A 19,397-nucleotide genomic window follows, 5' to 3' on the forward strand; every position below is an offset into this window, starting at 1 on the left:
CGCGATGAAGACGTTCACCAGCAAGAGCACCAAGCAGGAGATCCTCGAGGCCTACAACGAGCTGGCCGAGGAGCTGAAGAAACTCAAGGACAGCAGCGGCGCGAAGCCGGCCCGCGCCGCCGCTGCGGCGCCCGAGGCCGTCGTCGCCGCGCCGTCCGCCCCCGCCCAGGAGAACACCGCCGTGAATTTCGACGACCTGTCCCGCGACCTCGACAGCATCCGCACCCGCTTCGGCGACGCCTCGTCGGCGCTGCAGCAGCAGCTCCTCCGCGAGTCGGGCCGCCTCGAGGGCCTCCGCGCGGAGATCACCGGTTACACCGAGCACCTCAAGGTGCTGCACGCGATCGAGGTCGGCGACGACACCACGCGCGAGCTGGTCCGCCGCTACCTCGACACCCAGCGCACCGCCGACGAGGCGTTCGCGGCCCGCAAGCGCAAGGTCGAGGAGGAGCTCGAGGCGCGCAAGGCCGGCTGGCGCAAGCAGCAGGAGGAGCGCGGGCGGGCGGTGACCGAGGCCGACGCGGCCGGCAAGCTGGCGCGCACGCGCGAGGCCGAGGAGTACGGCTACGCGACCACGCGCGCGCGCACGGCCGACGCCGACGCGCTGGCGCAGGAGAAGAAGCGGCTGCAGGCCGAGCTCGACGGGCTGCAGGAGGTCAAGACGCTGCAGTGGAACGAGCGCGAGCTGGCGATCGCCACCCGCGAGCAGGAGTACGCCGAGCTCAAGGCGAAGGCCGTGGCTTACCCGAAGGAGCTCGAGGCCGCCACCTCCAAGGCCGAGGCCGAGGGCATGGCGATCGCGCGCCGGCAGTCGAAGATCGCGGCGGACCTGGCCTCGAAGGACTTCGAGGGCAAGAAGAAGATCCAGGACCTCAAGATCCACGAGCTCGAGGCCGCCAGCAAGAAGCAGGACGAGCAGATCCTCGAGCTGTCGAAGCAGCTGGCCTCGGCGCTCAAGCAGGCCCAGGACCTGGCGATCAAGGCGATCGACGGCGCGTCGAACTCGACGTCGTTCGCCGCGGTCAAGGAGATCGCGCTCGAGCAGGCCAAGACGTCGCAGAAGTTCAAGTGAGCGACGGCGCAGCGGCGGCGGCGTCCTGCGGGCGCCGCCGTCGTCGGGAGCGGCGGGTGATGCCAGGCTGCGGGCGTGAGACGCTGCCTCGTCCCCGTCGCGCTGGTGCTCGCCTGCGGCCCGGGCGAGTCCGACGATTCGTGCGACGCCGCCCACTGCGGGCCGTTGCCGAGCTGGGTTTTCCGTGAATGTCTTTTTGGCCAGGCCGTTCGTGCTACGCGGACAACTCGTCAGCGGTGGGCCCGGCCGCGCGTCGAAAACGTCGGCGCGACCGCTGGTACGATGATTGCTCGGGGCGACGCATGCTCCTCCTCCGTCGCTCTTTGCTCGCCCTCCTCGCCCTCGCGGCCTGCCGGCGCGGGCGGTTGCTCTCGTTCGCGGAGTACGCCGCGCTCGAACACGACACGCCGTACGTGTTGCGATTCGCGCGCGGCCGCGGGGCGCTGCTGTTCTTCGGGACGGCGCACACCTTCGACCCGGCCGATCGCCAGGTCGCAGAGATCGAGGCGCGCTGGCTCGACTTCGGGCCGACGCTGGCGTTCAACGAGGGCGGCGATCCGCCGGCCGAGGCGACGGTCGCGGCGGCGGTGTCGCAGTACGGCGAGTCGGGCCTGCTGCGATTCCTGGCCCGGCGCGACGCGGTGCCGATCGCCAGCATCGAGCCGCCGCTGCGCGAACAGGTGCGCGCGCTGCGGGCGTCCGGCTTCGCCGACGAGCAGATCAAGCTGTTCTTCGTGCTGCGCCAGGTGCCGCAGCACCGCGAGCGGACGGGCGCGGCGATGGACGCGGCGCGGCTCGCCGAGGTGCTGCGCTACTTCTCGGAGGCGACGGAGATCGCCGGGCCGGCGACGCCGGACGAGCTGGCTGCCGCCTGCGCGCGGCTGCTGCCGGCGCTGCGCCACTGGTCGGAGGTGCCGCAGGCGTGGTTCGACCCGGTGTTCACCCGGCCTCCCGCGTTCACCAACGTGCTCAGCGCGCGCACCAGCGAGCTGCGCGACGCGTGGGTGGTCGACCTGCTGACGGCGCAGGTGCGGCGCGGCGAGCGGGTGTTCGCGGTCATGGGCGCCAGCCACGTGGTCGTGCAGGAGCCGGCGCTGCGGGCGCGGCTGGGGCGGCCACAGCGCCTGGCCTGAGGGACAGGGGCTGAGGCGCCCGCACAAGCGCGAAAGGCCAGGCGCTCCGCGGAGCACCTGGCCTTCAGGGCATGTCCTTCAGATCAGCGGACGCGGATGGCGTCGGCGATGACGACGAAGCCCTCGGCGGCCCAGCGGGACAGGACGACCTTGTTCCAGCCCTTCTTGAACTTGAACGAGCCGAGCTGGTTCCACTTCTTGCCGTTGACCTGCTGGTTGGCGTTGACGGTGCCGAGCTTGGTGCCGGCGCTGTCGAACACCACGAACGGGGCCGCGGCCGAGCGGTTGGTGCCGGCGGTCCACCAGGCGTCGATGGTCTTGGTGGCGTCGGCGGCGAGGTAGAACGAGAACTCGGCGCCGTCGGACACCGGCGAGGTGTTGGCGAACCAGTAGCCGCTGCCGTAGTAGCCGGGGGTGCTGGCCGACGAGGTCCAGTTGGCGGACACGGTGATCTTGGCCTTGGCCGGGTCGTTGTTGGACGCGTTGCTGTCGACGATGATCTCACCGGTCGGGACGGGGTCCGGGTTCGGCGCCGGCGCCTGGCCGCAGTACTCGTTGATCTTGTTGAGGTAGGTCGTCCACGGCCAGTTCGGGCCCGGGTCGGTGCGGTTGTACGGCTGCAGCTTGCCGTGCGCGACGATGTGGTACTTGTCGCGGGTGATGCCGTGGCCCTTGGTGATGTCGCAGGTCAGCTTGGCGGACTGGTTGATGAGGTTGGAGTTCCAGCTCTGCTGGCTGGCGAAGCCGGCGTGCTCGATGCCGACAGTGAAGTTGTTGCAGTTGTAGCCCTCGAGCCCGCACTCCTTCCCGCCGTTGAGGTCGCAGTCGTAGGTCGCGCCGATGTGCCAGGCCTTGTTCGACTCCTTGACGAGCTGGGAGATCTCCGAGCCGTCCTCCTTGACCACGTAGTGGGCGCTGACGCCGGCCTGGGAGTTGTTGAGCCAGCCCCAGCAGCCGGAGTAGTTGCCCTCGCAGCTGTGGATGACGACCATCTTCACCTGGCCGGCCGTGCCCGCGGGCCGCGAGCTGTAGTTCGGCGAGGGGCGCCAGATCGAGCCGGCGTAGTCGGGGCCGGGGGCGAGGGTCGGGTTGCTCGGGGCGGTGAAGTCGGGGATGACGTGGGCCTCGGACTTGAGCTCGGCGACGGTGGCGCCCGCCCGATCCTGCACGGCGATGCCGCCCTGGATCGCGCCGTAGACGTCGTGGTGGATGTAGCTGACGAGCGCGTCCTCGACGGTGATGTCGGTCATCGCGGCGATCGCCGGGGCCCACGCGCCGAGGTCGGCGCGGTCGAACTCGAGGTCGTCGGCGTAGCTGCGCAGCACCGCGGCGGCGGCGCGGATGTTGGTGCGGCGGTCGTTCTTGACGTCGTCGAGGCTGGCGTCGAGGAGCCCCGCGCCGAGGCCGAGGTGCTCGCCGCGCAGCGCCATGATGCCGTACGCCGGCTCCTGGCCGTCGAACTCGGATTCGCCGACGATCATCTGCCACTGCGTCTCGGCGAAGCTCATCGCCTGGAGGATCGGCATCGGCACGTCGAACTCGTCGGCGGCGTCGCGGAACTCGTCGTCGAGACCGCCGAACTGCGCGCCGGGGTCGATCTCGGGCACGTCCTCGCCGTCGCTGTCGCTGTCGCCGTCGTCCTGCGGCTCGGGGGTGGATTCGTCGCCTTCGTCCGCACCCGCGCTGCCGTCGTCGGCGGCGGGCTGGTCAGCGTCGTAACAGGCGGGGACGAGGAGTGCGAGGCTGGTCAGGATGCGGAGCGGGCGAATGGTCATGGCAAAACCTTCGGTTGCGGCCAGGTGGGACGGTGCGCGTAGAGACATGTCCTCACGCGCAGAGCGGCGACCGGTCGGTCGCTGCTCCGGGTGGGCGGAGTCGGCCCATCACAATGACAGCATCGTCCTTACCGTCGCTCGCTCGCTCGCGCAAGAGGGCCGGCGCACCGCGAACCGCGCTAACGCGGCGGAGGAGCCGCTGGCGGGCCGTCCTCGACCGATCGGGCGGCGTCGCGACGACCTCACGGCGGACCTCCGCGGTTTCGATGATCGAAACTCCGACGGTCGTTACTCCTGTCTGCGCAGGCTCGGAGGTGCGCAGCGCGCTGCCGGGCCGCCCTTTGCAGTGCCCGAAGAGGCAGGCCCTCCGCTGCCGGGAAATGCGCGGCGGGCCGACTCGCAGACCTGTCTTCGGGGACATCTCTCGAGGGACGTCGCCGACCACGATCGCGTCGAGGCACGCCTTACTCGCGGCGGACGTCGGCGAGTCGGACCCTGAGGGCGTCCCAGCTCGGAGGCTCGGTGGCGGCGGACTCGGTATAGTGGGTGGTCTCCCACCCACTGGTGTACTTCAGGCCGTTCTTGATCGCGGCGCTGTGGACCTCGCCGAACACGAACTTCTTCCGCGCGGCCTCGTCGCGCCAGAGGGTCATGGTCCGGGCGCTTCCGCAAGCCTCGGAGTAGGCGAAGCTGGCCCCGAGAAGGCCGTCGTGGGTGAAGACATCCATCATCGGCGGGGCGTTGTGACTGACGACGGCGTCCCGGTTCTCGGGGGTGTGCCAGCCCGCAGTGGTGGCGACGATGTGCGGCACGGGCAGGGGGGCGAGGAGGACGCCGTTGTCGTCGAAGGCGGGACCCATGAAGGGGATCAGCTCGAGGTCGTGCTCGTCGCAGGCCGCGAGTTCGGCGACGCTGGGCTCCTCGGCCCTGGTGGTCGTGCTGTCGCTGTCCTGGGACCCGCAGGCGACGAGGAGCGAGAGCGTGGAGAAGATGACTCGGTGGGGCATGGCGGATCCAACACCGCGAGGGTCGCAAAGTGTCACCCGGTGAACCCAGGTGGAACGCGAGGAGAACTTCGGAGCGGCCGTACCGGAGCGCCGGGGATGGCGTTGCGCGGCCGTCGGCGAAGTAGGTGTCCGGGGCGTCGCCTGGCCTGACTGAAAGGCCAGATCAGACGTGCCTGTCGAGCGGGGACGATCTGGCCTAAAGGCCAGGTCTGCTTCGCCTCCGTCGGAAGTGACGCGGCGGACCTGAGGCGGCTCAGGCGCCGGGGAGGCACATCATCGCCGGGTCGAGGTGCTCGGGGCTGTAGTCACCCCGACAGTACTTGCCGTAGTGCTCCCATTCCACGTCTTCGTCGTCGACGTAGAGGGTGTTGGCGGGGTCGAAGGCGTGGACGCACAGGTCGGCGGCGTCGCCGATGCCGTCGAAGTCCTGGTCCCACTGCGGCAACAGGCAGAAGCTCGCCCACAAGGTCGCGAGGTCGACGGTGCCGTCGAGCGGCTGACCCTCCTGCGTGCAGCCGAGGGGCAGCTCGACGATCCCCGGCCGCGCGAGGACCTTCGCGGGCAGCGGGACGGTGCTGCCGTCCGGGTCGACGACGGTGCCGGCCGGGTTGAGGCGGACGCAGCAGTAGCCGTTGGCGCTGAGGTCGTAGAAGCCGAACGGGCGCGGGTCAGGGATGGCCGTGGCGGTGTTGTGCGTCTCGCAGGCGGCGCCGACGAAGTCGCCGTCCTCATCGTCCTCCTCCGCCTGGCCCATCTGGATCTGCGCCGGGTTCTTGCCCCACGGGCAGGTGTCGCAGATGTCGCCGATGCCGTCCCCGTCGCTGTCGGCGTGGCCGCACAGGCCATTGCGACAGCCGGCGCCGAGGGGGCAGTCCCCGGCGCCGTCGCACGCCTGCGGGGTCACGGGCTGGCGCGGGCAAGCGTCCTCGTCGTTGGTGAGGCCGTCCTGATCGAAGTCGTCGTCGGGGCCGATGCCGACCGGACCGGCCGCGCCGGGCAACATGGTGCCGGCGCAGGCGTCGCCGACGTGGTCGCCGTCGACGTCGGCCTGACAATCGATGGCCTCGCGATCGATCGGGTCGCCGAGCTCGAACGGATCGAGGCCGTCGCCGTAGCCCTGGCAGTTGGGGGTCCGCACGCAATTGTCGCAGGCGTCGCCGATGCCGTCGTGGTCGCTGTCCTCGACCTGCGGGATGTTGCGCACCTTCATCTTTTCCGGGATGTTCGGGTCGCCGTCGTTGTAATTGGCGGGCGCGCGCGGGCACAGGTCGCAGTCGTTGCCGATGCCGTCCCTGTCGCTGTCGGCCGTGGGGTGGTCGCCCGGCAAGATCGGGCACCGGTCGAGGACGTCGCCGAAGCCGTCGCCGTCGACGTCCGACTGGTCAGGGTTGAAGTGATCGGGGGCGTTGTCGCAGTGGAACATCACGCCGTCGCGGTCCACGTCCATCTCGCAGCTCTGGACCGGCTCGTCGCAGCCCGGCAGCGGCTGCTCGCCGGCGGTGCCGTCGTCGGTGGGGTCGGCGCTCGTGCTCGGGCTCGAGGTCTGTCCGGCGGTGCCGCCGCTGCTTTCGAGATCGACGGTGCCGCCGGGGTCGGTGGCGCTGTCCGTGTCGATCGGGTCGAGCTCGGCGGGAATGCACGCGCCGAGGGCGAGCAGCACGGCGCCGAGCAACCGGCGTGGTGGCGGGTGGAGAGGAGTGGTCATGAACGCTGGAGTCGCGCGAGCCCGGCCCGGCGGCTCACGCTCGGGGGGCCTGGGAGGGCCTGGCGATCGGACCGAATTCGGACCGCTGTACGCGCATGCGCCGCAGCCGGCGGGCGCGGCCCGGGTCCGGGCGCGGGGAGGCGCTGGGAGCGACGGGACGGGCTGGCGCTTGCCGCTGCGCCGGTTCTTCAAAAAAATGCTCGGTCGAGACGGTCTTCGATGCGCGCCACACCTGTCGTCCTGGTCCTGCTTCTGGCCTGCCACGCCTCGCGCAGCGAGCCCACCGACGCGCCGACACCGGCGGAGACGGAGGAGTTCCGGGTCGAGGAGGTGGTCGTCGGCCTCGACCGCCCGTGGGCGCTCGAGTTCTTGCCCGACGGGCGGATCTTGCTGACCGAAAAGCCAGGTCGCCTGCGGATCGTCGGGGCCGACGGCGCGCTCTCGGAGCCGCTGGCGAACGTGCCGGAGGTGATGGCGGAGGACCAGGGCGGGCTGCTCGACGTGGCCCTGGCGCACGACTTCGCCACCTCGAGCCGGATCTACCTGTCGTTCGCCGAGCCGCGCGAGGGCGGCTCGGGCACCAGCGTGGCGGCGGCGACGCTGCGCCTCGACGGGACGCCGCGGCTCGAGGACGTCTCGGTGATCTTCCGCCAGCTGCCGACCTTCGCCAACGCCAAGCACTTCGGCTCGCGGATCGCCGTGACCGCCGAGGGGCCGCTGTTCGTCGGGCTGGGCGAGCGCTTCACCGAGGAGACCCGCGAGATGGCGCAGACGCTCGACAATCACCTCGGCAAGGTGGTGCGGATCAACCCCGACGGCTCGGCCCCGGCCGACAACCCGTTCGTCGGCCAGGCGGACGCGCTGCCGGAGATCTGGTCCTACGGACATCGCAACATCCAGTCGGCGGCGCTCCATCCGGACACCAAGGCGTTGTGGATCGTCGAGCACGGGCCGAAGGGCGGCGACGAGGTCAACCTCCCCGAGGCGGGCAAGAACTACGGCTGGCCGCGCGTCAGCTACGGGGTCAATTACGAGGGGACGCCGGTCGGCAGCGGCGAATCGAGCGCGCCCGGGATCGTCGAGCCGCTCTATTACTGGGTGCCGTCGATCGCGCCGAGCGGGGCGCTGTTCTACACCGGTGACGCGTTCCCCGCGTGGCAGGGCGACCTGTTCGTCGGCGCGCTGGTGCTCGAGCACCTCAATCGCCTCGACATCGAGGACGGCCGGGTGGTCGGCGAGGAGCGGCTCCTGACCGACCTCGGCCGGCGAATCCGCGACGTCGCGCAGGGACCCGACGGGCTGGTGTACGTGCTCACCGACGGCGAGGACGCGAGGCTGCTGCGCCTGGCGCCGACCGGCACGTAGCCGCGATCGCGGCGCGCCTCGACGAGGCCGGCGGCACGCGCTCGTGTGGCGGTGAGAGGCCGCGCGTGCGCCGAAAATCGCCGCGCCCTCAGCCGTCGCTGCGCACGTGGCGGAAGGTGATGTTGAAGCGCGGCTCGGTGACGCCGCGCCGGCGCGGCAGCGAGTGTTTATAGAATTGCTGGCAGGTGCCGCGCATGACAAGGAGGCTGCCGGACGCGAGCATCACCTCGTGGGCGGCGCCGCTGCTCTTGTGTCGCAGCTGGAACGGGCGCGCCGCGCCGAGGCTGAGGCTGGCGATGCTCGAGCCGGGCACGAGGTCGCTGACCTTGTCGGCGTGCCAGCCGATGTAGTCGTCGCCGGTCTGATAGAGGTTGACGAGGGCGTAGTTGAACGGGTGGCCGCAGACCGCGGCGATCCGGTCGCGAGCGCCCCGCAGGTGCGGCGGCCACGGGTGCGTGGTCCGGTCGACGCCGGCGTAGCGGTAATGCAGGCCGTCGTCGCCGAATGCGCAGACCATGCGCGGTGCGTCGATCGTCTTGCCGTACATGAGCACGCGGTCGCGGTCGAAGCGGTCGCGCGCCTGCGTCAGCTCGGCGAGCAGGGCAGAGCGGTCGCCCGCGGCGAGGAACTCGGAGGCATACTCGACGATCGCGCCGTCGCTGTCGTCGATGATCCGGACCTGGCTCATGTCACATGTCCCTGAAGGCAGATGGCTACGAAAGGCGACCGCGCGAGACGACATCGTAGCCGCGGAGCCGCCCGGCCGCGAGCGGCTCGTCAGGCGCGCGTTCCACGGCGTTTCACGGGCGCTAGTACAGCCGACCCGAAGTTCTCCATGGGTTCCTGCGAGCTGCTCCGTCCTGGATCTAACTGGATCCATCGCGAAGGCGATACAGGCGGCGGAATAGACGAGGCGCGAAAACGATCTCGTCGATGTGTCAGGCCCGCGAGCGCAACGGCTTCGTGTGGCGCCTTCGGTCCGTGAGGAGTTGAAGGTGCTCGCTCGGAGTGGGCGCGCCGAGGCACGCCTCGTCCTTCGGGCGAAGCTCGTGCTGCTCGCCGCCGAGGGGCACTCAAACCAGGATATTGCGCGCAGCTTGGGTTGCCACGTGGATACGGTGAGAGTGTGGCGTGGGCGGTTCGCGCGTGATGGGCGGGTCGTGACGCTCGAGGATCGCCCTCGAAGTGGGCGACCTGCTCGGATATCGCCGGCGGCACGCTGCGAGCTCATCAAGCTCGCCTGTGACAAGCCTGCCAACCACGGCCTGCAGACGCGTACGACGTGGACGTACGCGACGTTGGCGAGGCGCCTGCTTCATGAGACAGGTATTGGCCTCAGCGTATCTGAGGTGGGGCGAATCCTCCGCAACGAGGACTTCCGGCCGCACAAGATGAGGCTCTGGCTACACAGCCCCGATCCCGACTTCTGCCGCAAAGTTCAGCGCATCTGCGACCTCTACCATCATCCTCCCGACGGAGCTCACGTGCTCTGCGTGGACGAGAAGACCGGCATGCAGGCGCTCGGACGGAGATTCCCCAGCAAGCTCCCCGCACCCGGTCGCGCGGGCCGTTTCGAGTTCGAATACGTCCGCCGCGGCACGTCGTCGCTGATCGCAGCCTTCGACGTCCGCACCGGCCGGGTTCTGGGTGAGTGCAAGCCGCAGCGGCGGGCCGAGGATCTCGTGGGCTTCATGGAAGCCCTCGCCCGCAACTATCCCACCGGCCAGGTCTACATCGTCTGGGACAACCTCAACATCCACTATGACGGCTCGGACAACCGTTGGGTCCGCTTCAACCAGCGCCACGGCGACCGCTTCCACTTCGTGTACACGCCGATTCACGCCTCGTGGATCAACCAGATAGAGATCTGGTTCTCGCTGCTGCAGCGCCGTGTCCTTCGCTGCGCCGACTTTCCCTGCGCCGGTGCCTTGCCCCGCGCCGTGATGGCCTTCATCCGCCGCTGGAACCGCGACGAAGCCCACCCGTTCAACTGGACCTTTCGTGGCCACTTCGTCCAAACTCAGCGGCATCACGCCGCATGAGCCGCCCACGCACCAGCCGCAACACCGCTGCGAAAACGGACGATGATGCTCGCGCTGTCGAGCAGTTCCTGCGCCAATACCAGGGCCTCGCACACATCCGCGTCCGGCATCGCGCCCCTCTCATCACCCTCGAGTCCGGCCCCGCCGACGATCCGGTCCTGCACGCGCGCCTGCGCCGCCTCGCTGCCAACTTGTGGCAACTCGAGATGGCTACCCACACCGGGCGCTGGGAACCAACCCCCTTCCGCGCCTCCCGCGACGAGCTGCTCGAGCTGCTCCTCGGTAACTTCGGCTGGACCCTCTCTGAGAGGGCCTAGCAACCCCTGGAGAACTTCGGGCCGGGTGTACTAGCCGGGTCGGACGGCGCGCGGCGCCGGGGTCCGGGTGCGCGCCCGGCCGGCCGCGTCGGCGAGGTGAGCGAAGCGAGCCGCGTTGGCGACGGCGCACGCCCCCGGGTCATTGTTGAAGTAGACGAAGACGTCGCGGCGGTCGCTGTACAGCCGGGAGATCCGCGCGAGCCACGAGGCCAGCGCGGTGTCGCCGTAACACGGGCGCGGCGCGGCGGTGCCGCGGTGCAGGCGTACGTAGCCCCAGTCGGCGGTGCGCTCGAGCGGGCCCTGCGGGCGGCCGTCGACGTCGGTGAGGCAGAGCGCGACGTCGCGGCGCTTCAGCGCGGCGAAGGTGTCGCGGGTGAACCACGAGGCGTGGCGGAACTCGATCGCCAGGCGGGGCGCGGCGGGCCACACGTCGAGGAGATGCGCCAGGCGTTCGGGGGCTCGCGCCATCGTCGCCGGCAGCTGCAGCAATACCGGTCCCAGCTTGTCGTCGAGCCGGCGCGCATGCGCGAGGAGCCGGGCGACGGGCTCCTCCGGGTCGGCGAGGCGCTTCATGTGCGACAGGAAGCGGCTGGCCTTGACGGCGATCACGAAGTCCTCGGGGGTGTCGTGGTTCCAGCCGGCGAAGGTGTCGCCGGCGGGCAGGCGGTAGAAGCTGTTGTTGAGCTCGACCGTGCGGAAGGCCGCGGCGTAGTGCGCCAGCCAGCGCGCCTGCGGCAGCTCGCCCGGATAGAAGCGGCCGCGCCAGTCGCGGTATTGCCAGCCGGAGGTGCCGATCCACAACATCTGCCACTCGCATTATCACAGGCGGCGGGGCCGGCAACCGCCGCCCGCGCGCCGGCTGCGAGCGGTCGCGTCTGGTTGTCGGCCGGCGGTCGTTTGCTATGCATCGACCGTGATGTCCCGCGCACTCGTGGTGTTCGTCGCCGGCTCGGCGCTGATCTCGGCCTGCCAGCGTCAGCCGGAGGTGGCGGGAGAGACGAAGGACGAGAAGAAGGTCGATCCGTACGCGCTGGTCGCGGCGATCGACACCAAGGCCTCGTCGTACAAGGACCCGTTTCCGCCGACCACGTCGCCGCCGCCGGGCATGAATCCGCGGGTCCCCCGTCCCGCCATCAATCCGTCCGAGGCGAAGATCAGCGGGCGCACGCGGGTCGAGGCGCTCGACCGGCTGCAATTCCGCGTGCCGGTCGAATGGACCGCGGGGCCGGCCCTGCCGCCCGACGAGCGGCCGAGCTTCGTGCTGCCCGGGCCGGGCGGCGAGGCGCGCCTGGAGATCGTCCGCTCGGCGTCGCCGGAGCTCGAGCCGAATGCGCAGATCCGTCAGTGGCGCCAGCAGTTCACCACGGCCTCCGGAGCGCCGCTCGCCGACGACGCGGTGCGGGTGCAGGAGATGGTCCGCGGGCCGCTGAAGATCGACATCGTCGACATGGCCGGGACCTACGTCGCCCCGGTCGCGCCGGATTCGACGGAGCGCTACAACGACCCCGGCTACCGCCTGCTGGCCGCGCTCACCGAGTACGGCGGCGAGGTCTACGTGTTCAAGGCGGTCGGTCCGGCGCTGACGATGGCGATCTGGGAGCACGCGTTCGGCGACTTCGCGACCTCGCTGACGATCAATTACGTGCCGTGAGCGCTCGCGGGTGTCGCCGGCGGCGCCGCGTCACAGCTTCCAGCAGTAGTTGACGCTCGTGCCCTGCCAGCAGTTGTCGTACACGTAGGCGGAGTAGGAGCAGCCGAACAGGCCGCAGTTGTAGAAGCTGTTGAGCTTGAAGTTGTCGCTGTTGGGGGCGTAGCAGAACTGCGAGTCGGCGTAGCCGCTCATGAAGGCCTGGCCGGTGGGGGCGGCTGGGTTGATCGAGCAGGTGTACTGGCCCGCGGCGCCGCCGAAGATCAGGGCGCAGGCCTCCTTGCAGGTGTAGGTCGGCGGGTTGGCGCCCCAGTTCGGGCCGTCGTGGACGTTGTAGCTGCCGACCAACTGGGCGACCTTCTTGCAACTGTTGTTGCAGCCGTCGTTGTCGTTGGCGTTGGCGTCGTCACACTCCTCGACGCCGGCCCACAACACGCCGTCGCCGCACTTGGCGGCCTTGCAGTTGTTGAGGCAGGCGTCGTTGTCGCCGCCGTTGCCGTCGTCGCACTCCTCGACGCCGGCCTGGACGGTGGCGTCGCCGCACTTGGCGGCCTTGCAGGAGGCGAGGCAGGCGTCGCTGCTGTCGGCGTTGCCGTCGTCGCACTCCTCGCCGGGCTGGACGATGGCGTCGCCGCAGCCGGCCGGGGCGCAGGCGTTGGTGCAGGCGTCGTCGTCGGCCATGTTGCCGTCGTCGCAGGTCTCGCCGGGGCCGATGAAGCCGTCGCCGCACACCGCGAGCTTGCAGTCGGTCTTGCACGCGCCGGTGTCGAGGTTGGCGGGCCCGAGGTCGCACTCCTCGACGCCGTCGTGCAGCGCCCCGTCGCCGCACCTGGCCGCCTTGCAGCCGGGGATGCAGGCGTCGGTCAGCACGTCGTTGCCGTCGTCACACTCCTCGGTCGCCTCGACGATCCCGTTGCCGCAGTCGTGCGGCAGGCACTGACCGTCGATGCAGGACATGCCGGCGTTGCAGGTGTCGCCGACGTCGCACGGACAGAACAGCGTGCCCGGGAGACACATCGAACCTGTCCCTTCGGTCATCTGAGTCGAGGTCGTGGTCGCCGGCTCGGTACCGCCGGCGTCGGTGTCGGACCCGGTCTCGGACGTGCCCTCGCTGGTGCCGCTGGTCGTCGGCGCGCCGGTCGAGTCGCCCGGCGCCGAGGCCATCGTCGCCGGCGGCGCCGTCCCCGGGCCGAAGCCGGAGACCGACGGATCCTCCCCGCTGGCGCAGGCGAGGACGAGCAGGGGGAGCACCAAGCAGCGTCGCGCAGCGGATGTCATGGGCTGCTCGCATGAAACCGTCCTGCGGAGCGCGTCGCAAGCGTGCCTTTGCGGGCGGCGCCGGCGCGCGCCTCGCAACCGCGGCCGGCGCGGATCGGCGAGCTTCCCGGCTCGCGGAGCGCGCTGTGCGGTGACGCGGCGCTGGGCGCGATCGTGACACCGCGAGCACCTCGCGACGCGCGCGTGCGGGGATCGATCGCGCGCGGTGCCGTCGATCCACGAATCATGGCACGCGCGACAGGTGGAGAGATCCACGAGCGATTGCGTGATCGGGGAGCCGCGGATGCGCGGTGGTCCTCGCCACGCGAAGGCGCTCGCCTGCAACGCCGAGCGCGAGCGCGAGGAGGGGCGTGCTAGCGTCTCGCGTCATGAAACGCCGACTCGTCGCAGTCTTCGCGCTCGCTCCTCTCGCCTGCGGAGACGACACTCGCGCCACAGCAGGGGCGTCGGACTCGGCGACCACGATGCCGACGACGGCGACCACGCCCACGACCGAGGCTACGGGCACGAGCACGACGACGACGACGAGCCCGACGACGAGCGAGGGGACGACCACCGAGGACCCGGTGGTGCCGACGAGCACGTCGACGACGGCGCCGAGCACGACGACGACCGGGACGACGGGGCCGGGGGCGACGGGGCCGGGGACGACCACCGACGCCACGACCGGCGAGCCGATCGACGTGTGCAAGGTGCAGGACGACATGGACGCGGTCGGCGAGTGCGACCAGGAGGCGCCGCCGGACAGCTTCGACCCCGAGCTGCAGTGGACGTGGACCGGGCCGAACGGCGACGCCTACAGCATCGTCACGCCGCTGGTCGCCAACGTGACCGACGACAACGCCGACGGCGTGATCGACCTGTGCGACACGCCGGACATCGTCGTCGTCGCCTCACCGTACTCCGGCAGCGTGGGCCAGACCGGCCGCGTCTACGTCCTCGACGGCGCGACCGGTGCGCAGCACGCCGTGTTCGCCACCTCCGTCGATCACACCGTCACGCCGGCGATCGGCGACATCGATGGCGACGGCCTGCCGGAGATCGTGACCTCGGTGGTGGGCGGCAACCCGATCGCGTTCGAGCACGACGGGGCGCACAAGTGGACCAGCGCGAGCGGCTGGCCCGAGGTCTACTCCGGCTCGATCGCCCTCGGCGACGTCGACAACGACGGCGACGTCGAGATCCTCGCCGGCAACCGCCTGTTCGACCACAACGGCGTCCTGCTCGTCACGCTGAACCAGCCGGCCGGCAACTGGTCGTCGTCGGCGCTGGCCGACCTCGACGGCGACGGCGACCTCGAGATCGTGCTCGGTCACGCGGCGTTCCAGCACACCGGCGAGGCGCTGTTCGTCAGCGCGGTGGCCCCGGGGTACCCGTCGATCGCCGACCTCGACGGCGACGGCCTGCCGGAGGTCCTCGTGACCAACATGAACGGCCTGTCGCTGCTCAATCACGACGGCTCGATCATCTTCCAGGACCAGCAGCCCACCGGGGACCCGCCGTTCAACACCAACTGGCTGCGGCCGTCGACGGTGCACGACTTCGACGGCGACGGCGAGTCCGAGTTCGCCGTCAGCTCGGCCAACAACTACACGGTCTACCGGCCGCAAGGGCCGACGATCCTGTGGAAGGCGCCGGTCAGCGACTTCAGCGGGATCGCGGCCGGGACCGCGTTCGACTTCCTCGGCGACGGCGTCGCCGAGGCGATGTACGCCGACGAGCAGACGATGTTCATCTTCGGCGGCGCGGGCGAGGTGCTGCTGCAGATCCCGCGCAGCAGCGGGACGCTGTCGGAGTACCCGGTGGTCGCCGACGTCGACAACGACGGGCAGGCCGACATCGTCGTCGTCTCCAACGCCTACGGCAAGAACGACCCGAACATCACGTGCGTCGAGGACAACGTCAACGGCCAGTCCGGCGTGCGCGTGTTCGGCACCGCCGGCGGCAAGTGGGTCCGCACCCGCCGCGTCTGGAATCAGCACACCTATCATATCACCAACGTCAACGAGGACGGCACGATCCCCGCCGGGGAGGAGCCCAACTGGACCGTCCCGGGCTTCAATAATTTCCGCCAGAACAAGCAGCCCGGGAGCGAATTCGGCGCCCCCGACGCGATCGTCGCCATCGCCCCGCTGTGCGAGGACGAGGACTACTCGCTCGCCGCCACCGTCCGCAACATCGGCGAGGCCGCCCTCCCCGCCGGCGTCGTCGTCGGCTTTTATACCGGCGAACCTGGCAGCGGCACCAAGGTCGGTGAGCTCGTCACCTCGAAGGCCCTCTACCCGCTCGAGTCCGAGACCCTCACGCTCCCCTTCAACGACGCCCCCGAGGACGTCAAGAACGGCGTCGTCGCCATCTACGCGGTCGTCGACGACACGATGGTGCCGCACCCCGAATGGCAGGAGTGCCGCACCGACAACAATACCGGGACCAGCAGCGGCAAGTGCCTGATCGCCGGGTGACGTACCTCGACGTTCCCGCTCGCTCGTGACCTCCGCCTGCGGCCTCTCGACAGGTCGCAGGCGCGTCCTGGCGCTCGCGCGTGGTGCCGGCGCGCCGCAGCGGGAGCCGGGTCACAGGGCCGTGCCGAACGCGGCGATATTTTGATTGGCCGAGAAGCCGTAATCAGCCACCAGGTCGTCCCAGTTGTAGGGCTCGGCGGGGGCGCCGCCCCAGAAGTCGACCCCCGGGTCGGGGTCGCCCACGCATATTTCGAGGCACAGCGCCATGCCGGCGTCGAGATCGGCCTCGAGGGAGACGGCGACCACCAGCGACTGGCCGTCCGTGAGCACGATCGGCGGGTCGAGCTCGGGTTCGAGGACGCGGCGGTTGACGTCCTCGAGGCTCTCCTCGACGGCGATCGTCATGAACGTGGAGGCCTCGGTCGAGGGCATCGCGGGCGGTTTGCCGCCTTCGGTCACGTAGATCTCCAGGCGATGGGCGTACGTGTTTACGCAGCCGACGTCCAGGTTACGACGGAGCGTGTACTGCACGCGCGAGACCGCGAACGGGTACGTGTCCGGCGTGAGCACGGTGGCCGTCAGATAGCCGGCCTCGTGCGGAAGCGAGGGCGACCGCTCCCCGCTCGGGGAGCAGCCGTCCTGCGTGCTGCCAAGCACGCCGGGTTCGCCTCCACCGGTGCCGGACCCGGTCGTGTCGTCACCGCTCGAGGAGCCGCTCGGGTCGCTCGTACCCGTGACGTCCGGGCCCGTAGGGCTCGTGGTGCTCGTGCTCTCGCCGTCGGAGTCGGGACCGGTGGTCGGTGGCTCGTCGATCGTGTCGGAGGTGTCGGCGGTAGCGCCGGGCGTGTCGGAGGTATCGCCGCTGGACGCGTCGGCCGGCGGGTCCTCGCTGCAGGCGGGTGTCAGGGCAACGAGGAGCAGGAGCGTGATGACGGGACGGAGCGCGCACGGAATGTTCATGACCGGTCTCTCCGTGGTGATGTCGAGGCCCAGGCCGTTTCAATTCGCTAGCCGGCGAAATTTCTCGAGCCGCGTCTCACCCGCCCTCGTACGACCCGCGGCGCCGCCCCGACATCGCCTCTTCCAACACTTCGGCCCGGCGAAGCGCCGCGTCGGCGCGATCGTGGACCCCGGGGACGGGGTCGAGGGCGCCGTGCGCCGGGGTCGTCGCAGGGGTCGCCGCAGGGGACGGCCCCGCAAAGACGGGCGTCCCGCGGGGCCGGAGCGTTGATATTATTGCGTTTATTGCGAGGCCCGCAGCTTGCCGAACCGGGGGCATCGGCGGCCCGCGCCGCTCCTACGCCAAAAGGTCCAATCATGTCGCACTCGATCTTCCCCCTCCTTGCGTTGTCCCTCTCGCTCCTCGCCATCGGCTGCACCACCGAGGAGACCGACCCGGACCAGAGCTTCCGCACCACGAGCCTCGGCTGCAACTGCAGCGACACCAACTCCCCCGCGGTCGACGACTTCGAGTTCCCCGAGCTCAACGAAGAAGGCGAGCCGAACGGCGACAGCGTCTCGGTGGTCGGCGCGATCACCCCCGGCGACGTCCTGGTCCCGCTCAAGGCGAGCGGCGGTCGACGGCTCCCGTCTCCCGCGAGCTCGTGCTCCGTCTCTGCGGTACGCTGCGTATATTCAACCATGCCTCGCTGCGGTCAGACCGGCGAGCGCGGCGAGCAGCTCGGGCTGTGCGGCGCCTGGTCGATTCGTCGTGAATGCCCTCGTCGAGCGGGCCGCGGGACGACTCGACGACGGGCGGTGCGACCGCGGCTGGCAGCACCTCGTCAGGAGCGGCCGAAGACGCGGTCCTCCCACGCCTGCTGGCGGCGGTCCTCCTCGGCCTCGTGCTCACGCTCGGCGATGACGCCGTCGATCACCCGCACGAGGGCAGGGTCGGCAGCCAGGTCGCGTCGGGCCGCGAGGGCGAACTCGAGGTCGATCGAGGTGTAGTACTGGCCGGTCTCGTTCCCGGGCGCCCAGGTGCGCGCGTGGGCCGTGAGCCAGGCATCGAGCGCGGCGACGCGGGTCAGCGCGGCGCTGGCCCGCAAGCGCAGCGCGTCGTCGCCGACGATCACGTCCTCGAACATCTCGCGCGCCAGCGGGTCGATCGGGGCGGCGTGGAGTTGCTGCTCGAGCACTTCGTATTCGGGCGCGCGGGTCGGGACCTCCGGCGCGAGCGCCTCGAACGCGTCGGCGTGGATCAGCATCTGCCGCATCTGTCGACCGTCGAGCGTGAACGGCGACGGCGCCCAGATGCTGTCCGTGTTGACGCGGGCGAACAGTTTCAGCAGCGCCTCGAGCCCGGGCCCGCGGGCGAACACGGCGAGTTCGGTGGAGGCGTTCGGCGCCAGGACGCGACCGGCCTTCACCATTCGCGCGAAGCCGATCACGAACTGCGCGGTCAACCCGTCGGGGGTGATGAAGTCGATCGATCCGAGGCGATCGTAACTGCCGCGGATCGGCAGCGAGAGCGGGGCCCAGCGCTCCGGCGTCACCGCCACGAGGGCGATGTGCACGGCGTTCGAGCCCCGCAACGAGAGCCCGGTGATCGGGCAACGAAAGTCGAAAAAACCCACTTGACGCGTGTAACACACGATCCGGACGGCGACAACGGAAACCGCGAGACAGCCATGATTTACTGGAGTCTCGATTCAGAGCATTGAATCACCATTCGACGCGCACGAGGTCGACCCCGTCCGCCCCGTTCTCGAGGGTTCACCGCGCGGCGCGGCGACTAATTACAGAGCTGTGCGTCGACGATTGCGGCCTGGCCCTGCCAGTCCTTGACGGCGACGCCGAGAGCGTCGGCGGATCGGTCGCGCTCGGCCACGCCTGCCTCGCTCGTCGGAGCCTTCTGCGCCCGCTTGATCGTCTGTACCAGCTCCTGCGTGTGAACGCGCAAGATCTTCAGCTCGGACGCGGTGGTGGACGTGAGCGCCGCGTGCAGCTTTTCCGCGCCCGGCAGGGCGCTCCTGGTGTCGAGCTTGTCGAGCGCCGTCCGGACCTCGGCGATCAGCGGCTTCGCCTCCTTGCACTCGCCCGGGGCACATCCGGACAGCGCCCCCAGGCTCGAGCTTGCCAGCGCCGCGGCCACCACCAACGACCATTCTTGCTTCCATGCGCGCGAGGTTCTTTGCATGCGCCGGATGATGCCGCCGAGCCGGGCCGCCGCCGTCGCCCGACCTACGTAGGCGCGCGCGCCGTATCGGCTCGAATTGCGTAGCGGGCGTCACGCCAGCCCGCGCTTGGCCAGCGCCGTCGCCAGGGCCGAGCGCGAGCCGATGTCGAGGCGCGTGTAGATGTGGTCGAGGTGGCTGGTCACCGTCCGCGCGCTGATCCCGAGGGTCGCCGCGATCTCGGCATTCGTCAGCCCCTGACACACGAGCTTGGCCACCTCGAGCTGGCGCGGGCTGAGGTCGAGCGGCGGGAGGGTCGTCTCCTCGAGGGGGTCGGCGTCGAAGGTGAAGCACAGGCGGGCCACCGGGCCGACCTCGATGCGGTCCTGTCCGCGGAGGATCGTCAGGTCGACCCGGACCCCGTTGACGTGGATGCCATTGGTCGAAGCGAGGTCGATCAGGTTGAAGATGCCGTCG

17 protein-coding genes are annotated in these 19,397 nt (G+C 70.2%); 6 read left to right on the top strand and 11 right to left on the bottom strand.

The features are described from left to right. The first annotated feature begins 4 nt into the window (after positions 1 to 4). Together K7C98_RS31305 and K7C98_RS31310 are read left to right on the top strand one after the other, a co-directional pair. Positions 5 to 1,072, top strand: a complete 1,068-nt coding sequence (locus K7C98_RS31305) for a hypothetical protein (protein WP_224195476.1) — start codon at positions 5 to 7, stop codon at positions 1,070 to 1,072. Between the two features lie 302 nt (positions 1,073 to 1,374). Further along, a complete protein-coding gene (locus K7C98_RS31310; RefSeq protein WP_224195477.1) occupies positions 1,375 to 2,205 on the top strand; it encodes a hypothetical protein in 831 nt (276 codons plus the stop codon). 83 nt (positions 2,206 to 2,288) lie between these two features. Here the strand turns inward: K7C98_RS31310 and K7C98_RS31315 are convergent, their stop codons facing one another. From K7C98_RS31315 to K7C98_RS31325, 3 genes are all read right to left on the bottom strand, one after another. After that, a complete protein-coding gene (locus K7C98_RS31315) occupies positions 2,289 to 3,980 on the bottom strand; it encodes an N-acetylmuramoyl-L-alanine amidase (RefSeq protein WP_224195478.1) in 1,692 nt (563 codons plus the stop codon). 464 nt (positions 3,981 to 4,444) lie between these two features. Continuing rightward, a complete protein-coding gene (locus tag K7C98_RS31320; RefSeq protein ID WP_224195479.1) occupies positions 4,445 to 4,987 on the bottom strand; it encodes a hypothetical protein in 543 nt (180 codons plus the stop codon). Positions 4,988 to 5,240: 253 nt separating this feature from the next. Next, positions 5,241 to 6,692, bottom strand: coding sequence for a thrombospondin type 3 repeat-containing protein (locus tag K7C98_RS31325; protein ID WP_224195480.1), 1,452 nt, complete (start codon positions 6,690 to 6,692; stop codon positions 5,241 to 5,243). Positions 6,693 to 6,911: 219 nt separating this feature from the next. On the opposite strand from K7C98_RS31325, the gene K7C98_RS31330 reads away from it, so the two are divergent. Next, on the top strand, positions 6,912 to 8,057 hold the full coding sequence (locus K7C98_RS31330) for a PQQ-dependent sugar dehydrogenase (RefSeq protein WP_224195481.1): 1,146 nt from the start codon (positions 6,912 to 6,914) through the stop codon (positions 8,055 to 8,057). A gap of 88 nt (positions 8,058 to 8,145) precedes the next feature. On the opposite strand, the gene K7C98_RS31335 is transcribed toward K7C98_RS31330, so the two are convergent. After that, positions 8,146 to 8,745: an alpha-ketoglutarate-dependent dioxygenase AlkB family protein gene (locus K7C98_RS31335; RefSeq protein WP_224195482.1), complete on the bottom strand. Its 600-nt coding sequence runs from the start codon at positions 8,743 to 8,745 to the stop codon at positions 8,146 to 8,148. Positions 8,746 to 9,052: 307 nt separating this feature from the next. Between K7C98_RS31335 and K7C98_RS31340 the strand changes: the two genes are divergently transcribed. Next, positions 9,053 to 10,099, top strand: coding sequence for an IS630 family transposase (locus K7C98_RS31340; RefSeq protein WP_224194774.1), 1,047 nt, complete (start codon positions 9,053 to 9,055; stop codon positions 10,097 to 10,099). Here the strand turns inward: K7C98_RS31340 and K7C98_RS31345 are convergent. Beyond that, the gene (locus K7C98_RS31345; RefSeq protein ID WP_224194750.1) at positions 10,087 to 10,317 is read right to left on the bottom strand and encodes a hypothetical protein; all 231 of its coding nucleotides are present in this window, start codon (positions 10,315 to 10,317) and stop codon (positions 10,087 to 10,089) included. The genes K7C98_RS31340 and K7C98_RS31345 overlap by 13 nt on opposite strands. A 129-nt stretch (positions 10,318 to 10,446) precedes the next feature. Continuing rightward, entirely contained in the window at positions 10,447 to 11,220 is a 774-nt protein-coding gene (locus K7C98_RS31350; protein WP_224195483.1) for a DUF72 domain-containing protein, read from the bottom strand. Positions 11,221 to 11,332: 112 nt separating this feature from the next. Between K7C98_RS31350 and K7C98_RS31355 the strand changes: the two genes are divergently transcribed. Continuing rightward, on the top strand, positions 11,333 to 12,067 hold the full coding sequence (locus tag K7C98_RS31355; RefSeq protein WP_224195484.1) for a hypothetical protein: 735 nt from the start codon (positions 11,333 to 11,335) through the stop codon (positions 12,065 to 12,067). 30 nt (positions 12,068 to 12,097) lie between these two features. On the opposite strand, the gene K7C98_RS31360 is transcribed toward K7C98_RS31355, so the two are convergent. Next, the gene (locus tag K7C98_RS31360) at positions 12,098 to 13,315 is read right to left on the bottom strand and encodes a DUF4215 domain-containing protein (RefSeq protein ID WP_224195485.1); all 1,218 of its coding nucleotides are present in this window, start codon (positions 13,313 to 13,315) and stop codon (positions 12,098 to 12,100) included. 395 nt (positions 13,316 to 13,710) lie between these two features. Here K7C98_RS31360 and K7C98_RS31365 point away from each other — a divergent pair, with 395 nt between their 5' ends. Further along, positions 13,711 to 15,804: an FG-GAP repeat domain-containing protein gene (locus K7C98_RS31365; protein ID WP_224195486.1), complete on the top strand. Its 2,094-nt coding sequence runs from the start codon at positions 13,711 to 13,713 to the stop codon at positions 15,802 to 15,804. A gap of 111 nt (positions 15,805 to 15,915) precedes the next feature. On the opposite strand, the gene K7C98_RS31370 is transcribed toward K7C98_RS31365, so the two are convergent. The 4 genes from K7C98_RS31370 to K7C98_RS31385 form a co-directional block, all read right to left on the bottom strand. Continuing rightward, positions 15,916 to 16,764, bottom strand: a complete 849-nt coding sequence (locus K7C98_RS31370; protein WP_224195487.1) for a hypothetical protein — start codon at positions 16,762 to 16,764, stop codon at positions 15,916 to 15,918. A gap of 824 nt (positions 16,765 to 17,588) precedes the next feature. Then, the gene (locus K7C98_RS31375) at positions 17,589 to 18,320 is read right to left on the bottom strand and encodes a hypothetical protein (protein ID WP_224195488.1); all 732 of its coding nucleotides are present in this window, start codon (positions 18,318 to 18,320) and stop codon (positions 17,589 to 17,591) included. 218 nt (positions 18,321 to 18,538) lie between these two features. Beyond that, positions 18,539 to 18,898: a hypothetical protein gene (locus tag K7C98_RS31380; RefSeq protein ID WP_224195489.1), complete on the bottom strand. Its 360-nt coding sequence runs from the start codon at positions 18,896 to 18,898 to the stop codon at positions 18,539 to 18,541. Between the two features lie 135 nt (positions 18,899 to 19,033). Beyond that, the coding region (locus K7C98_RS31385; RefSeq protein WP_224195490.1) for a LuxR C-terminal-related transcriptional regulator at positions 19,034 to 19,397 on the bottom strand (364 nt) is incomplete at its 5' end.

The organism is Nannocystis pusilla, from assembly GCF_020073745.1.
Taxonomy (GTDB): domain Bacteria; phylum Myxococcota_A; class Polyangia; order Nannocystales; family Nannocystaceae; genus Nannocystis; species Nannocystis radixulma.

Bases quoted from the DNA above. Each gene is read 5' to 3' on its own strand.
- K7C98_RS31335 (WP_224195482.1), bottom strand. From the start codon at position 8,745: ATGAGCCAGGTCCGGATCATCGACGACAGCGACGGCGCGATCGTCGAG.
- K7C98_RS31370 (WP_224195487.1), bottom strand. From the start codon at position 16,764: ATGAACATTCCGTGCGCGCTCCGTCCCGTCATCACGCTCCTGCTCCTC.
- K7C98_RS31315 (WP_224195478.1), bottom strand. From the start codon at position 3,980: ATGACCATTCGCCCGCTCCGCATCCTGACCAGCCTCGCACTCCTCGTC.
- K7C98_RS31325 (WP_224195480.1), bottom strand. From the start codon at position 6,692: ATGACCACTCCTCTCCACCCGCCACCACGCCGGTTGCTCGGCGCCGTG.
- K7C98_RS31350 (WP_224195483.1), bottom strand. From the start codon at position 11,220: ATGTTGTGGATCGGCACCTCCGGCTGGCAATACCGCGACTGGCGCGGC.
- K7C98_RS31355 (WP_224195484.1), top strand. From the start codon at position 11,333: ATGTCCCGCGCACTCGTGGTGTTCGTCGCCGGCTCGGCGCTGATCTCG.
- K7C98_RS31365 (WP_224195486.1), top strand. From the start codon at position 13,711: ATGAAACGCCGACTCGTCGCAGTCTTCGCGCTCGCTCCTCTCGCCTGC.
- K7C98_RS31305 (WP_224195476.1), top strand. From the start codon at position 5: ATGAAGACGTTCACCAGCAAGAGCACCAAGCAGGAGATCCTCGAGGCC.
- K7C98_RS31320 (WP_224195479.1), bottom strand. From the start codon at position 4,987: ATGCCCCACCGAGTCATCTTCTCCACGCTCTCGCTCCTCGTCGCCTGC.
- K7C98_RS31330 (WP_224195481.1), top strand. From the start codon at position 6,912: ATGCGCGCCACACCTGTCGTCCTGGTCCTGCTTCTGGCCTGCCACGCC.
- K7C98_RS31310 (WP_224195477.1), top strand. From the start codon at position 1,375: ATGCTCCTCCTCCGTCGCTCTTTGCTCGCCCTCCTCGCCCTCGCGGCC.